The 15,370-nt window shown below is 72.4% G+C and carries 12 protein-coding genes and 1 pseudogene; 11 read left to right on the forward strand and 2 right to left on the reverse strand.

Going from position 1 to position 15,370, the window contains the following annotated elements:
• Window positions 1–92 precede the first annotated feature (92 nt).
• On the reverse strand, window positions 93–1,400 hold the full coding sequence (locus OOJ91_RS20685) for a glycosyltransferase (protein WP_266247284.1): 1,308 nt from the start codon (window positions 1,398–1,400) through the stop codon (window positions 93–95).
• A gap of 24 nt (window positions 1,401–1,424) precedes the next feature.
• Between OOJ91_RS20685 and OOJ91_RS20690 the strand changes: the two genes are divergently transcribed.
• The 8 genes from OOJ91_RS20690 (at window position 1,425) to OOJ91_RS20725 (ending at window position 11,024) form a co-directional block, all read left to right on the forward strand.
• Complete coding sequence (locus OOJ91_RS20690) at window positions 1,425–2,285, forward strand: Fpg/Nei family DNA glycosylase (RefSeq protein ID WP_266247285.1); 861 nt, start codon at window positions 1,425–1,427, stop codon at window positions 2,283–2,285.
• Window positions 2,286–2,549: 264 nt separating this feature from the next.
• Window positions 2,550–4,121, forward strand: a complete 1,572-nt coding sequence (locus OOJ91_RS20695) for a sugar transferase (protein ID WP_266249781.1) — start codon at window positions 2,550–2,552, stop codon at window positions 4,119–4,121.
• A gap of 33 nt (window positions 4,122–4,154) precedes the next feature.
• A complete protein-coding gene (locus OOJ91_RS20700; RefSeq protein ID WP_266247286.1) occupies window positions 4,155–5,381 on the forward strand; it encodes a sensor histidine kinase in 1,227 nt (408 codons plus the stop codon).
• Entirely contained in the window at window positions 5,378–6,136 is a 759-nt protein-coding gene (locus tag OOJ91_RS20705; protein ID WP_266247287.1) for a LytR/AlgR family response regulator transcription factor, read from the forward strand. Before OOJ91_RS20700 ends, OOJ91_RS20705 begins: the two co-directional genes overlap by 4 nt.
• 65 nt (window positions 6,137–6,201) lie before the next feature.
• Window positions 6,202–6,864: a DUF5701 family protein gene (locus tag OOJ91_RS20710; protein WP_266247288.1), complete on the forward strand. Its 663-nt coding sequence runs from the start codon at window positions 6,202–6,204 to the stop codon at window positions 6,862–6,864.
• A 154-nt stretch (window positions 6,865–7,018) separates the two neighbouring features.
• Window positions 7,019–9,091 (forward strand): carboxypeptidase regulatory-like domain-containing protein, encoded by a 2,073-nt coding sequence (locus tag OOJ91_RS20715; RefSeq protein ID WP_266247290.1) that lies wholly within the window; start codon window positions 7,019–7,021, stop codon window positions 9,089–9,091.
• Window positions 9,092–9,273: 182 nt separating this feature from the next.
• Window positions 9,274–9,951 (forward strand): response regulator transcription factor, encoded by a 678-nt coding sequence (locus tag OOJ91_RS20720; RefSeq protein ID WP_266247291.1) that lies wholly within the window; start codon window positions 9,274–9,276, stop codon window positions 9,949–9,951.
• On the forward strand, window positions 9,948–11,024 hold the full coding sequence (locus OOJ91_RS20725) for a HAMP domain-containing sensor histidine kinase (RefSeq protein ID WP_266247292.1): 1,077 nt from the start codon (window positions 9,948–9,950) through the stop codon (window positions 11,022–11,024). Before OOJ91_RS20720 ends, OOJ91_RS20725 begins: the two co-directional genes overlap by 4 nt.
• A 175-nt stretch (window positions 11,025–11,199) precedes the next feature.
• Here the strand turns inward: OOJ91_RS20725 and OOJ91_RS20730 are convergent, their stop codons facing one another.
• Window positions 11,200–11,967 (reverse strand): hypothetical protein, encoded by a 768-nt coding sequence (locus OOJ91_RS20730; protein ID WP_266247293.1) that lies wholly within the window; start codon window positions 11,965–11,967, stop codon window positions 11,200–11,202.
• A gap of 52 nt (window positions 11,968–12,019) precedes the next feature.
• On the opposite strand from OOJ91_RS20730, the pseudogene OOJ91_RS20735 reads away from it, so the two are divergent.
• The 3 genes and pseudogenes from OOJ91_RS20735 to OOJ91_RS20745 form a co-directional block, all read left to right on the forward strand.
• Window positions 12,020–13,246, forward strand: a pseudogene (locus OOJ91_RS20735) (DUF4153 domain-containing protein); the annotation flags it as partial.
• 44 nt (window positions 13,247–13,290) lie between these two features.
• Window positions 13,291–13,704 carry a hypothetical protein gene (locus OOJ91_RS20740; RefSeq protein ID WP_266247297.1) on the forward strand — a complete coding sequence of 138 codons (414 nt, stop codon included), beginning with the start codon at window positions 13,291–13,293 and terminating at the stop codon, window positions 13,702–13,704.
• Window position 13,705: 1 nt separating this feature from the next.
• Window positions 13,706–15,346 (forward strand): sodium/solute symporter, encoded by a 1,641-nt coding sequence (locus tag OOJ91_RS20745; protein ID WP_266247299.1) that lies wholly within the window; start codon window positions 13,706–13,708, stop codon window positions 15,344–15,346.
• Window positions 15,347–15,370 lie beyond the last annotated feature (24 nt).

Below are 15,370 nucleotides of genomic sequence, written 5' to 3' on the forward strand. Positions count from 1 at the left end.
CTTCCCTGATGTTGCTGCTTCCCGCACCCGGGAGACCCCAACATCCCTGATGTTGCGCGGATCTTGCCGACCGAAGCGAGGCGCGGGGTGGGTCAGGGGTGGGTCATGCCCGCGTAGATGTCGATGAGTTGCTTGGTGACCACGTCCGGGTGGAAGGTCCGCTCGTAGCGGGCGCGGGCGGCCAGGGCCAGCCCGGACGCGCCGGCCCGGGCCACCGGCAGGGCCGCCGCCAGCGCGGCCGGCTCCGGAGCCACCACCCAGCCGGCCTCGCCGAGGCCGATCCCGACCGGCACGACCGGCCCGCCACCGCCGGCGACCGCCGAGGCGGACATCCCCGCCGGCATGGCCGGCCCGCCCCGCCCGGCGACCGCCGAGGCGGTCTCGGCCGGGCCGGTGCCGGCGGGCTCGTGCGGGGCGTCCGCTCCGACGAGGTACGGAATGCCGCCCAGCGCGGTGCCGAGCACCGGCCGACCGCTGGCCAGCGCCTCGATGATCACGGTCGGCAGCACGTCGTGCCACATCGAGGCCGCGATCACCACGGCGCTCGCCTCGACGGCGGCGCGCACCCCGGCGCGGTCGAGTTGGCCGAGGTAGACCACGTCGGGTCGCTCGGCGGCGGCGGCCTCCACAAGCGGGCGCAGCTCGCCGTCACCTGCCACCCGCAGCGTGCCAAGGGTGCCCACCGGGTGTCGACGCCAGGCGTCCAGCAGCAGGTCGACACCCTTCTCGGGGGAGAGCCGGGCCATGTAGAGGAAGCCGTCACCCAGCGGCGCCGGCCGGCCCGGGTCGGGTACGGCATTCGGCTTCACGACGATCCGGTCGTCCGGAATGCCGTAGTCGCGGAGGTGGTCGGCGATGGCAGTGGTCAGCGCGATGTACCTGTCCACCGAGCGCCAGGTGCCCCGGTGCACGGCCAGGGTGGTCGCCATCAGCGCGCTCTGCGCCGTCGAGTCGCGGTAGCAGCGGTGCCTGATCGCCGGCACGCCAAGCGCCCGACCCTTGCAGTCCTGGCAGATCACCCCGTCGCGGAAGTAGATCCCCGACGAGCAGACCTGCCGGTAGTTGTGCACCGTCTGCACCACAGGCACGCCGTGCCGGTGCGCCGTCCGCACCACCCAGGGCGACAGCAGGGGGTACGGATTGTGCAGGTGCAGGACGTCGGGTCGGTGCTCGGTGAGTAGCCGGCCCAGGTCCTGCTGAGCGCGCGGCGCCCAGATCGGCGAGATCGGCAGCAGCGCCTTGGCCGCCTTCGACATCGACGGGATCTCGTCCGAGCTGCGGATGAAGGGCAGCACCTCGACGCCGGCAGCGGTGAGCTGAGCGATCTCCGAGTCGACAATCGTGTTCTCACCCGAGGGCTGAGCTTCCCGGTACCGGTTGTGCGCCACCACGATTCTCACGGGAAAGAAGGCTACCGTTGGCTGGTGCCCGAACTACCGGAGGTTGAGGCGCTCGCGGGTTATCTGCGGCAGCGCGCGGTGGGGCGGCGTGTCGACCGGCTGGAGATCGCCGCGATCAGCGCCCTGAAGACGTACGACCCGGCACCGTCCGCGGTCGCCGGCCGGGCGGTGGTCGACGCTCGCCGGCACGGCAAGTTCCTCGACGTGGTCATCGAGGGTGACCTGCATCTCGTGGTGCACCTGGCCCGGGCGGGCTGGCTGCACTACCGGGAGGGTTTCGGATCCACGACGCCGCTGCGGCCCGGCAAGGGCCCGATCGCGGTGCGCGTCCGACTCGACGACGGTTCCGGCTTCGACCTCACCGAGGCCGGCACCCAGAAGAAGCTGGCCGCGTACCTGGTCACCGACCCGGCGGCGGTGCCCGGGGTGGCCAAGCTGGGCCCGGACGCGCTCGCCGCCGACCTGCCCACCTTCGCCGAGCGGCTGCGCAGTCGGCGCGGGCAGGTCAAGGGGGTGTTGACCGACCAGTCGGTGCTGTCCGGGGTGGGCAACGCGTACTCGGACGAGATCCTGCATGCCGCGAAGCTGTCCCCGTTCGCGATCACCGACCGGCTCACGGACGCCCAGCTCGCCACCCTGTATTCGGCGACCCGGCAGGTGCTCGGCGACGCGGTCGAGCGGTCCCTCGGCCAGCGTGCCGCCGAGCTGAAGGGCGAGAAGCGGTCCGGGTTGAAGGTGCACGCCCGCACCGGTCTGCCCTGCCCGGTCTGCGGCGACACCGTGCGGGAGGTGTCGTTCGCCGATTCGAGCCTCCAGTACTGCGCGACGTGCCAGACGGGCGGCAAGCCGCTCGCTGACCGACGGCTCTCACGCCTTGTACGGTGAGTAATTGCACTCGGCGACTACGGAGCGGAATCGGCCAGAGTGAGCCGAAGCTCCCGTCCACCGTTCTCGCCACACGCGCATCCATCGGTATAGTGGCCCGGTCCCCGGCTTCTGAAATGGTGCGGAGCCGGCCAGATCCCGCCGGCACCATCGGTCGCCAATCTCCTTCGGGGCGACGACCGGTCGGAGCCCGCGTGGGAGACTGGGACGGTGGGCGACCCGGGCCCTCACGCCGAGTGAGCGGCCCGTGTCATGCGGGAGGACATGGGTGAGGTGACGGCAAGCCTCCAGCGCCCGGTAACCGACGAAGGCCGGAGCAGACTCGTGCGGCACGTGGACAGCTTCGAGATCCAGCCGCCGACGCCGCCGTCGCACAACGGCGTCCCTCGGTCGGCGTGGGCCAGGGCGCGACGCCGCGTCTCCCGCTGGCACCGTCCCTACATCGCCATTCTGCTGCTGCTCGACTTCGGTGCGGCGGCCTTCGCCAGTTGGATCGCGATCCAGCTCTTCGACCAGGCGGCCTCCGGGTTCTCCGGCACGAAGCAGGACCCGACCTGGTTCCACACCGTCTCCTACCTGCTTCTTCCGCTGGGCTGGGTGCTGATCCTCTGGAGCAACCGGGCCTACGACAGGCGCTACCTGGGGCTCGGCCCGGACGAGTTCAAGCGGGTGATCCGGGGCTCGGTGACGGTGGCCGCGAGCGTCTCCTTCCTCGCCTTCTACACCAAAACCGAACTCTCCCGGTACTCCGTCGGCACCGCGTTGGTCGGCGCCACGCTGTTGATCCTCTGGGGCCGGTTCGTGGCCCGGTGGGCGCTGCACTACATCCGTCGACGGGCCGGCCAGGCCGCGCACCGGATGGTGCTGGTCGGGACCCTGCCGGAGTGCCTGGAGGTCTACGCGGCGGTGACCCGCAGCCCGAACGCCGGGCTGGTCCCGGTGGCGATCCACGTCACCGACGGGTACGCGGCGGCCCGCGGGGTGCCGACCCCGGTGCCGGTGCACGCCGGCCGTGACGTCCTGGCCCTGGTCCGCGAGGTCGGTGGGGACACCATTGCGGTCTGCGGATCGGCCAGCGCCGAGCCGGGCGAGCTGCGCCGGCTGGCCTGGCAGCTCGAAGGCTCCGGCGTGGATCTGGTCGTCGCCCCGCAGTTGACCGACATCGCCGGCCCACGGGTGCACATCCGGCCGATCGAGGGCCTGCCGCTGCTGCACGTCGAGGAGCCCACCCTCTCCGGGCCGGCGCTGCTCGCCAAGAACCTGATGGACCGGGTCGCCGCCGGCCTCGGCCTGTTTCTGCTGGTCCCGCTCTTCCTCTCCATCGCCGTGGCGATCCGGATCTCCGACAACGGGCCGGTCTTCTTCCGCCAGCCCCGGGTGGGCCACGAGGGGCGCACCTTCCGGGTCTGGAAGTTCCGGACCATGTACGTCGACGCCGAGGACCGGCTGGCCAGCCTCACCGACCAGAACGAGACCGACGGCATGTTGTTCAAGATGAAGCAGGATCCACGGGTCTTCCCGGTGGGTCGCTTCCTGCGGGCCTCGTCGCTGGACGAGCTGCCACAGTTGATCAACGTGCTCTGGGGTGAGATGTCGCTGGTCGGGCCCCGCCCGCTGCCGGCCGACGACGGTGACTTCCTCGGTGACGTACGCCGCCGCCTGCTGGTCCGCCCCGGCATGACAGGTCTCTGGCAGGTCTCCGGCCGCTCCGACCTGTCCTGGGACGAGGCCGTCCGGCTGGACCTCTACTACGTCGACAACTGGTCGCTGGCGTACGACCTGAGCATCCTGTGGCGCACCGTCGGCGTCGTGCTCGCCCGCAAGGGCGCGTACTAGCGCCGAGGGCCACGAGCCGTCAGGATCGCTCTCGTGGGTGGCAACCTCTCCGCCGTCGTCGGCGTCGTCTCGCTTGTCACCGCGCTGACCGGGGCCCTGCTGGCGGTGCTGCGGCTGCGCGCCCGACGCGGCATCGCCACCGCCACCCAACGGGCCACCTACGAGGTGCTGCACACCGCCGGGCTGGCCGCCGAACCGCTGCGGGCGGGGCTGAGCGCGGCCGGCGCGACGAAGGCCGTACGCCATCTGCGGGCCCTGGTGGGCGCGGTCGGGCTGGCGCTCACCGACGCCGACGAGGTGCTCGCCCTCGACGGGCGCGGAACACATCACGGCGAGCAACTGCTCGCGGCGGCCCAGCGGGCGGTGGTCACCGGGCGCTCGACTGTGCTCGGGGAGTCCGACCTGCACTGCGACCGGGTGGACTGCCCGATCCGCGGTGCGGTGGTCGCGCCACTGCACGGGGCGGACGCGCGGGTGGTCGGCGCGCTGGTGGCGATCGCCGACAGCGCGCCCGCGCCGGGGCTGGTCCAGGCCACCCTGGAGACGGCGCACTGGGCGGGCAACCAGCTCGCCCTGGCCGAGCTGGACTCGTCCCGGGAGCGGCTGGCGCGGGCCGAGGTCCGGGCGCTGCGGGCGCAGATCAGCCCGCACTTCATCTACAACGCGCTGACCGCGATCGGCTCGTTCGTCCGCACCGACCCGGAGCGGGCCCGGGAGTTGATCCTGGAGTTCGCGGAGTTCACCAGGTACTCCTTCCGGGCGCACGGGGAGTTCACCACGCTCGCGGAGGAGCTGCGGTCGATCGACAGGTACCTGACCATCGAGCGGGCCCGGTTCGGCGACCGGTTGCAGGTGCGGTTGCAGATCGCCCCGGAGGTGCTGCCTGTGACGCTCCCGTTCCTCTGCCTCCAGCCGCTTGTGGAGAACGCCGTCCGGCACGGGTTGTCCCGCAAGCCGGGCACGGGCATGGTGAGCATCGAGGCCCGGGACGCGGGCGCCGAATGCCACATCACGGTGGAGGACGACGGGGTGGGAATGGATCCGACCACGCTGACCGCCGGCATCGCCGAGCTGGCCGGCAGCACCGGCGATCCGGGGGACGACCAGGGCCAGCACGTCGGCCTCTCCAACGTCGACGAGCGACTGCGGTCGGTCTTCGGGGACCGCTTCGGTCTGGTCGTCGAGACCGGGCTGGGCTCGGGGACCCGGGTGAGCGTGCGGGTGCCGAAGTTCCACCCGGGCGTACGGGCCGGCTCGTGACGACAGGTTTCCTGCGGGTGCTGGCGGTGGACGACGAGCCGCCCGCCCTCGACGAGTTGGCGTACCACCTGCGGGCCGACCCCCGGGTGGCCCGCCTGCACACCGCCGGGGACGCCACCGAGGCGCTGCGGTTGCTGCGCGACGGCGACGTGGACGTGGTCTTCCTGGACATCCGGATGCCCGGCCTGGACGGCATGGAGCTGGCTCGGGTGCTGCGCCGGTTCGCCCGGCCGCCGGCGATCGTGTTCGTCACCGCGTACGACGACGGCGCGGTGGACGCGTTCGACCTGGGCGCCACGGACTACGTGCGCAAACCGGTACGCGCCGAACGGCTGGCCGAGTCGCTGCGGCGGGTGATCGGCTCGCGGGTGGTGCCGTCGCATCCGGCGGCGCTGGCCCGCACCGAGGAGGACCCGACCATCCCGATCGAGCTGGCCGGCACGACCCGGATGCTGCCGCGCTCGGCGGTGCGCTGGGTGGAGGCGCAGGGGGACTACGCCCGGCTGCACACCGCCGAGGGGTCGCACCTGGTGCGGGTCTCGCTTGCCACGCTCGCCGAGCGGTGGGCCGATGCCGGCTTCGTGCGGGTGCACCGGTCGTACCTGGTGCAGTTGAAGTTGATCGCGGAGCTGCGCCTGGTGAACTCCGGGTATGTGGTGGTGGTCGACTCCACCGAGCTGCCGGTGAGCCGGCGGCACACCCGGGAGTTGAAGGACAAGCTGGTCAGGGCGGCGAAACAGGACTGGAGTCGCTGACGAGGGAATGCCTCCGACCTTCCCGTACGTTGTACGATAGTCCATACGACTATCGGGAGGCCGCCGTGCACGACGCTCCGTTCGACGCCGAGACCGAATTCGACAGCCAACTCGACCAACTGGTCCGACTGGACTACCCGGCCCTGGCCGGGATGCCCGAGAATGCCTTCCGCGACCTGGTCGCCCCGCTGCGAGCCCGCGCGGTCGACGGCGCCGCCGGCCTGCCCGCGCCGACCGCCGCCCGGGTGCCGTTCCTGCTTGTGATCACGCGGGACCTGATCGGGGTGGAGTCCCGGCTCGCACTCACCACCCTGGCCGGCAAGCGCAAGCCCGGCTTTCTCGACAGGCACTACGCCGAGGACGACCTGCCGCGCTTCGACCCGATCAAGGAACTGGAGGTGCCCGCCGGGCCTGCGTACCTCCTCTTCGACGTCGACCGCGGTGAGGAGTTCCGCAACCTCGCCCCGGCCGTGGCGATGGAGGACATGACCGCCCAGGATCGGCTGCCGCTCACCATCGACGAGGGGCTCGCCCTCATCACGCTCCATCCGGCCGCGCTGGCCAGCAACAGGTGCTTCTCGCTTGTCGGCTCCCGATGCGGTGACAAGCGGGTACCGGCCCTGTGGATCAGCCAGGGCGCTCCGAAGCTGGGCTGGTGCTGGTACGGCAATCCGCACACCTGGCTCGGCTCCGCCTCGGCCCATCCGGTACGCGTCGGCCTGGGCTGACCACCGCCGGTCCACCGAGGACAGTCGTCCGGTCGGGCAGTTCCGCAGCCATCGTCGGTGACCTATCCTCCGTGTGCCGACCTCGTACGGGGCGCAGGGACGGTGCGGGCGGAGCCTGCTCAGGCAGCCCCACCATCCTCACGTTGGGACATCGATGCAGCTATTCCCAGCCCGCCGCGCCCTGCTGGCCGGTGCCGTCGTGGCAGCGCTCGTGCTGCCCGGCGCCACCCCGGCCCAGGCTGCGGCGACGGGCGCGGTCAGCGGACGACTGACCACCAGCGACGGCACCGCCGCCGCCGAGGTTCTGGTCCAGGTCTACCCGGCCGACGACTACGAGAGCGTCGGCTACACAAACACCGACGCCGACGGCAACTACACGGTCGCCGGTCTACCTGCCGGGTCGTACCGGGTGGGCTACTTCCCCTGGCTGCAGCCCGAGCAGTACCACCACCAGAAGTCACAGATGTCGGACGCCGACCCGGTGACCGTCACGGCCGGCACGACCACCACTGTCGACGAGCAGCTCTTCGGCACCGGCACCATCACCGGTCGGCTCGTCGACGCCTCCGGTCGACCCGCCCCGAGCGTGAGCATCAGCGCCAACGAGGTCGACACGTACGGCTGGGCCGGCGGTCTCACCGACGAGGACGGCCGCTTCACCATCAACGCGCTGCCCGGCCGCTACCGGGTGAGCTTCAACCCGATCGAGGGCTCGTACCAGACCCAGTACGTCCCGGGGAGGCTCGACGAGGAGGGCGCCAGCGTCTTCGAGGTCCGGGTCAACGCGGCGACCGAGGTCAACGAGACGGTGCTGCCGGTGGGTGGCCTCACCGGCCGGTTCACCACCGCGACCGGTGCCGCGCTGCCCAACGCCGAAGTCAACGTCAACACCGCCCACTCGTACGGCGGGGCGTGGACGCAGACCGACGCGAACGGTGAGTTCAGCGTGCAGCTACTCCAGGGCTCCTACCAGGTCAGCGTGATCGCCGGTGAGCGGCAGCAGTACTACCGCGGCAAGCTGACCCCGGAGGAGGCCAACGTGGTCGAGGTACGGGGCGGGCAGCAGACGCGCATCACGGACAGCCTGCTCGGCACCGGCTCGGTCACGCTGTCCGCCGTCGACTCGGTCACCGGAGCCCCGATCGCCAACTTCTGCGCGCAGTCGATCTGCAGCAACGGCACCGGCACGGTGACGGTCACAGGTCTCCCGCAGGGCCGACACACCCTCTACCTGGACGCACCGGACAACCTGCACTTCTACCGCGAGGTGACCGGAGTGCGGGTGAAGGCGAACGAGGACACCAAGCTGACGGTGAAGATGCGGCCGGGCGCGGTCATCAGCACCACGATCGTCGACCGGCAGAGCGGCGCGCCCGTGTCGAACATCTGCCTGGACGCGTACCTGCCCAAGCAGGCGTCCCTCGCCGACGGCTACGGCGACTGCAGCGACTCCAACGGCAGAATCCAGGTGGGGCCTCTCGCCGCCGGCAACTACAAGCTCTTCGCGGTGCCGCGCAGCGACGCCTACGGTCGTCAGTGGGTGGGTGCCGACGGCGGCACCGGCGACGAGCGGAAGGCAGCAGTCGTTCCGGCGACCGCCGGCCAGGTCGTCACCGGGCCGCAGGTGAAGCTCGACCGGGCCGGAAAGGTCACCGGAACGGTCACCGACGCCACCGGCGCGCCGGTGCCGAACGCCAGCGTGTCGGTGCTGACCGGTCACCCCGGCGTCGGCACCGAAGACGCCGTCGCCGACGAACGCGGCGTCTACACCATCAAGCGCCTCGGCCCGTACGCCTGGCCGCTGGTGTTCGGCGGCCACCCGTACGCCTACGAGTGGTCCGGCGACAAGCCCAGCCGGTTCACCGCCACTCCGATTCAGGTGACGGCCGGGACGACCGCCACACACAATGCCCAACTGGACCAGGGCGTCGAGCTGACCGGCACCTTCCGTGCGCCGGACGGCACCCCCTTCACCGGCGGGCACGTCATCGCCCGCAGTGCCGACACCGGCGACATCGCCGGCAACGGTTGGATGGAGAACGGACAGTTCACCATCCGTCTGAAGGGGCCGCAGAAGGTCTTCTTCACCTACAACGTCTCGCTCGGCGACAAGTACTTCGACGGTCGCTACCTGGTGACGCAGCCGGACGGCACCCGCAAGCTGGCGCAGTTCTCCGTACCGGCCAGCGGCAGCATGTCCGTGGACCTGGTCGTGCCGACCAGCTGACGGTGCGACACAGCGGGGCCGGTGGCGCTGCCACCGGCCCCGTGCCATGCCCGCCAGCACCGGTCATTCGCCGAGGCCAGCCGTCGTGGGCCCTCGGTTATCCACAGGCGTGAACCGTTCTCCACAGGTTATTCACAATGCCAGCCACTGATCTCCACGGCGGCTCCCTACAGTCAGACCCCATGAAGGAACGCCGCGTCCTGGTCGTCGAGGACGAACGCACCATCGCCGAGTCGGTTGCCGCCCGACTCCGCGCCGAGGGTTTCGCCGTGGAGATCGCCACGGACGGCCCCAGCGCGGTCGAGCGGTTCCGGACCGGCCAACCGGACCTCGTCGTCCTCGACGTGATGCTCCCCGGCTTCGACGGTCTGGAGGTGTGCCGGCGGATCCAGGCCGTCCGGCCGGTGCCGGTGCTGATGCTCACGGCCCGCGACGACGAGACCGATCTGCTGGTCGGGCTCGCGGTCGGCGCGGACGACTATCTCACCAAGCCGTTCTCGATGCGGGAACTGGCCGCCCGCGTCCACGTGCTGCTGCGCCGGATGGAACGGGCCGCGACCCCCGCCCCACCCGCCATCCGCCTCGGCGACATCGAGATCAACGAGGCCGAACGGCGGGTTCGCCGCTCCGGCGCGGACGTGCACCTCACTCCGACCGAGTTCGACCTCCTGATCCACCTCGCCGGGCGGCCCCGCACGGTGCTGCCGCGAGAGCGGCTTCTCGCCGACGTGTGGGGCTGGGCCGAAGGCACCGGCACCCGCACCGTGGACAGCCACGTCAAGGCTCTGCGCCGCAAGCTCGGCGCCGATCTCATCCGGACCGTGCACGGCGTCGGGTACGCCCTGGAGGTACCCGCGTGACCAACCACCGACTGGTGGACTGGCTGGACCGCGCGCTGCCCCGCCCGCTGGACCCGGTCCGCTCGATCAAGATGAAGCTCGGCGTCCTGCTGGTCGCCTCCTGGGCCGTGGCCATCGGCTACTTCTGGTACGGCATCGGTTGGCTCCCGCCGGGCACCGCGATCACCGTCATCTGCATCGCGCTCGTCACCTCGCAGGTGCTCGCCCACGGGATGACCTCGCCGCTGCGCGAGATGACGGCGGCCGCCGGGGCGATGGCCCGCGGCGACTACACGCGCCGGGTACGCGCCACCTCCCGCGACGAGGTGGGTGAGCTGGCCCAGGCGTTCAACAAGATGGCCGAGGACCTGCACGCGGCGGACCAGCGCCGACGCGAGCTGATCGCCAACGTCTCCCACGAGCTGCGGACGCCGATCACCGCGTTGCAGGGCGTACTGGAGAACATGGTGGACGGGGTGGCCGAGCCGGAGCCCGCGGCCCTCCGCACGGCGCTGTCCCAGACCGAACGGCTCGGGCATCTCGTCGCCGACCTGCTCGACCTGTCCCGCCTCGACGCCGGGGTGGTGCCGCTGCGCCGGGTCCGCATCGACGTCGGGGACTTCCTGGACGAGGCGGTCGAGCACGCCACCGCCAGCGCCGCCGGAGCGGGGCTCGACGTGGACTTTCAGCTCCGCGACCTGGCGGCGCCGCTGACCGTACGCGCGGACCCGTGGCGGCTGCACCAGGTGTTCGCGAACCTGTTGGACAACGCGGCGCGGCACAGCCCGCCCGGCGGCACCGTGCGGGTGAGCGCCGAGGAACACGCCGGCCAACTCCACTTCGAGGTGAGCGACGAGGGGCAGGGCATCCCGACGGCCGAGCGTTCCCTGGTGTTCGAACGGTTCACCCGCGGCGACCGGGCGGCCGGCGGTGGGACCGGCCTGGGCCTGGCCATCGCCCGCTGGGTCGTCGAACTGCACGGCGGCCAGATCGCGGTCCTCGACCCGGTCGGCGCCGCCAGAAACTCCCAGCCCGGTTGTCGCATCCGGGTCACCATCCCGAGCAACGGGCCACACCGAGAAGAGGCCGCATGACCAGCCCCGGCAGCATGTCCGCACCGGCGACGGGACCGACCGGTCCGGCGACCGGACCTGTCGGACCGCAGCCCACCCCGCCAGGCCAGACCGGTCAGCCCACCCCGCCAGGCCAGCCCGGTCAGCCCACACCGCCAGGCCAGCCCGGTCAGGCCGGCCCGCCAGGCCAGCCCGGTCAGGCCGGCCCGCCCCGGTCCGGTCCCGGCCCGACGCCCCCGCCGGTGGCCGGCCGGCCGCACCCCTGGCCACCGCAGCCCTGGCCGTCCCAGTCCGTTCCAACCCGGCCACCGTCGCTCCTCGCGCGGCGCTGGCCGGGGCCGACCGGCACCGCCCGTCCGCTGCTCCTGGGCGTGCTGACGGCGGCGGCGGTCGTCGGCGCCTCGGCGCTGACTGTGGTCCGTCCCGGACTGGGCTGGCTGGTCGCCGCGCTGGCGGCCACCGCCGCGCTCGCCACCGCCGGTGTCGTCCGGTCCGGCACGTCGTCCCCCGCGCAACTCACCGAACGGACCGCGCCCACCGCCCCGGCCTCACCACCGGCAGCGCCGCCCACCGCACCGGGGTCACCGCCAGCGCCAGGCTCATCGCCGGCACCGTCGCTGGCCAGCTCCGGGCCGACGCCCGCCGGCACGCCATCCGCGACGGAGGGAGCGGCAATCCTCGCGTCGGCCACGACCGCCAGGCCACCGGCGTCGATCCCGGCCGCCGCGCCCGCCGCGCCCGCTGCGCCCGCCGCGCCCTCGGGGTCCGACACCACCGCGACGCCGTCCACGACACCACCGCCGGCCGCCACCAGCGCCGCACCGCCGCCGACGGCCACGCCGACCCGGCCGGCCGCAACGGCTCCGCCGACCCCGCCCGCCGCGCCGGCTCCGCCCGCCGCAGCGACGCCGACCGCCGCGCCGGCTTCGTCTGCGGCCGCGACCACCGTCCGTCCCGGTGCCACGGGGGCACCGGGGCGGGCGGCGCAGGTCGTCTGGGCTGCCGCGACTGTCGCGCTTGTCGCCGTCGGCTCGGTCCGGGCCGCGGGTTGGCTCTTCGTGCTCTGCCTGCTCGCCGCCGCGGTGACCGCGACGCTCGCGGTGACCGGTGGACGGACCCCGTTCGGGATGCTGCTGGCCGTGACGTTGCCGCCGGCCGCGACGGTCCGAGCGCTCCCCTGGGCGGTACGCGGGCTGCACGGCACCCGCTCGTCCGGCCCCGGGATCGGGCGGATCCTGACCAGCCTGGCGATCTCGGTCGGTCTGCTGACGCTGTTCGGCCTGCTGTTCTCCTCCGCCGACGCGGTCTTCGCCGACCTGCTGGCGGGCCTCCTGCCCGACGTATCGCCGCCCGGTGTGGTCGGCTGGTTGCTACGCCTCGGACTGATCGGCCTGGGCCTGCTCGGCGGCGCGTACCTGGTCAGCCGGCCGCCCGACCTGGACAGCCTGCGGGCGAAGCCGGGTCGGCCGGTGCACCGGCTGGAGTGGGCCCTGCCGCTGGTGCTGCTCGACGCCCTGTTCGCCGCCTTCGTACTGGTGCAGTTGACTGTGTTCTTCGGCGGCGCGGGGCACGTGTTGCGCACGGCCGGCCTCACCTACGCCGAGTACGCCAGGGGCGGGTTCTGGCAACTGCTCGCCGTCACCGCGCTCACCCTGCTGGTGATCGCCGTCGCCGCCCGCCGGGCGCCGAAGGCCACCCGTGCCGATCGGCTGCTGGTCCGGGCGCTGCTCGGTGTGCTCACGGCACTCAGCCTGGTCGTCGTCGCCTCGTCGCTCTACCGCATGCAGGTCTACGCCGACGCGTACGGCGCGACCCGTCTGCGGCTCTTCGTGGCGACCGTCGAGCTGTCGCTGGGGCTGCTCTTCGTCCTGGTCGGCGTGGCCGTGGTGCGGCTGCGAGCCGAGTGGCTGCCTCGACTGGTGATCGGCACCGCGGTGCTGGCGCTGCTGGGGCTGGCAGTGGTCAACCCGGACCGCCTGATCGCGGACCGGAACGTCGACAGGTACCTGGACACGGGCCGCCTCGACATCACCTACCTCTCCGGGCTGTCGGCCGACGCCGTACCGGCCCTGGACCGGCTGCCCGAGCCGATGCGCACGTGCGCGCTCCGGGAGATCGCCTTCGAGCTGCCCGAGGACGGCTTCTGGGCGGCGAACCTCGGCCGGGAACGGGCCCGGTCGATCCTTGACGCGGGCCAGGTGAGCAGCAGCACGACGGTCTGTGTCGCGCAGGTGCGCTGGTGAGCGCGAACGCTTGACAATCGCGCTGGGCGGGCCAGACTGCCGGGGTGGCCGAGCAACTGTCTGACGTGGGGTCGGGCGGTGCGGTACCGCCGCCCCGGCGGGCCCGGATCGTGTTGGCCGACATCACCAGGCGGGACACCCGCTCCGAGCGGACCCGCGCCGAGTTGGCCCAGCAGACCCAGGTCGGCGAGGCGCTGGTCCGCGGCCTGGTACGGGCGCAGCTCGCGCTGGCGTTGCGGTTGTCGCTCGTGGTCGCCATCGGGCTGGGCGGGCTGCCCTGGTTGTTCGCCATCGCACCGTCGCTCGGCCGGACCACGGTGGCGGGCGTCAACCTGCCCTGGCTGCTGCTCGGGCTGGTCTCGTTTCCGTTCCTGATCGCGGTGGGCTGGGCGTACGTGCGGCTGGCCGAACGCAACGAGCAGGACTTCACCGACCTGGTGCAGCGGCCGGAGCGCTGACGTGGGCAACGACTACGTGGTTCCGGCCATCGTCGCGGTCACACTGGTCACCGTCGGGATCGGCTTCTACGGGCTGCGGCTGGCGCGGACCACGTCCGACTTTCTGGTGGCATCCCGGGCGATCAGCCCGACCTGGAACGCCGCCGCCATCGGCGGGGAATACCTGTCGGCCGCGAGTTTCCTCGGCATCGCCGGCCTGGTCCTCAAGTACGGCGTGGACGTCCTCTGGTATCCGGTCGGGTTCGCCGCCGGCTACCTGGCCCTGCTGCTGTTCGTGGCCGCGCCGCTGCGCCGCTCCGGCGCGTTCACGCTTCCCGACTTCTGCGAGCTGCGGCTGGGGTCCCGCCGCCTGCGCATCCTCGCCACGGCCTTCGTGATCTTCATCGGCTGGCTCTATCTGGTGCCGCAGTTGCAGGGCGCCGGGCTCACCCTGGCCACGGTGGCCGGCTCCCCGTACCCCGTGGGCGCCCTCCTGGTGGCCGCCGTGGTCACCGCGAACGTGGCGCTCGGCGGGATGCGGGCGATCACCTTCGTCCAGGCGTTCCAGTACTGGCTCAAGTTGACAGCTCTCGCCGTACCGGTGATCTTCCTGGCGTTGCAGTGGCAGGCCGACGGCCGCCCGGCGGTGACGCCGCCCGACGGGCCGACGTTCCGGGCCGCGACCACAGTCGTGGTCGAGCACCGCGCGACCCTCACCCTTGCCGACGGCGACATCCGAGAGGTACGCCCCGGCGACGAGCTGTCCTTCGCCGCCGGTGACCCGGTGCCGGAGGTGTCCGGCGTGGCCACCGACGCGGGGGACTGGTTGCTGCCCAGCGCGGCCGGCGACGACGACCGGGGTCTGTTCGGGACGTACTCGCTGATCCTGGCCACGTTCCTCGGCACGATGGGCCTGCCGCACGTGCTGGTCCGTTTCTACACCAACCCCGACGGCGCGGCGGCGCGCAGGACGACGCTCGTGGTGCTGGCCCTGGTCGGCGCCTTCTACCTGCTGCCCACCCTGTACGGGGTGCTGGGCCGGATCTACACACCGCAACTGCTCGTCAGCGGGCAGACCGACGCGGTGGTGGTGCTGCTGCCCGGCGCGGCCCTCGGTCACGGGTTGGTCGGGCGGCTGCTCGCCGCGCTTGTCGCGGCGGGAGCGTTCGCGGCCTTCCTTTCCACGTCGTCGGGACTGCTCACGAGCGTCGCCGGGGTGATCTCGACGGATGTGCTCGGCCGAGGCTCGGTACGCGGCTTCCGGCTGGCCACCCTCATCGCCGGCGCTGTGCCGACGGCGCTGGCCCTGCACGTCTCCGGGCTGGACGTGTCACAGGTGGTCGGGTTGGCCTTCGCGGTCGCCGCGTCGAGCTTCTGCCCGCTGCTGGTGCTCGGCATCTGGTGGCGAGGGCTGACCGACCTGGGCGCCGCCGCCGGTGTCCTGGCCGGCGGCGGGGCGGCGATCGGCGCGGTGCTGGTCACCGTGCTCGGCCCGCCGCTGTCGGGCTGGCCCGCCACGCTCACCGCGCAGCCCGCCGCCTGGACGGTGCCGCTGGCGTTCACAGTGATGGTCGCGGTGTCCATGGCGACCCGCCGACGTGCGCCGGCCGACGTCGCCGCCACCATGCTGCGCCTGCACACCCCCGAAGCCCTGCGCCTGTGAGTCAACGCGCGTGGATGATCCACA

The sequence above is a fragment of the Micromonospora lupini genome (assembly GCF_026342015.1).
Lineage (GTDB): Bacteria > Actinomycetota > Actinomycetes > Mycobacteriales > Micromonosporaceae > Micromonospora > Micromonospora lupini_B.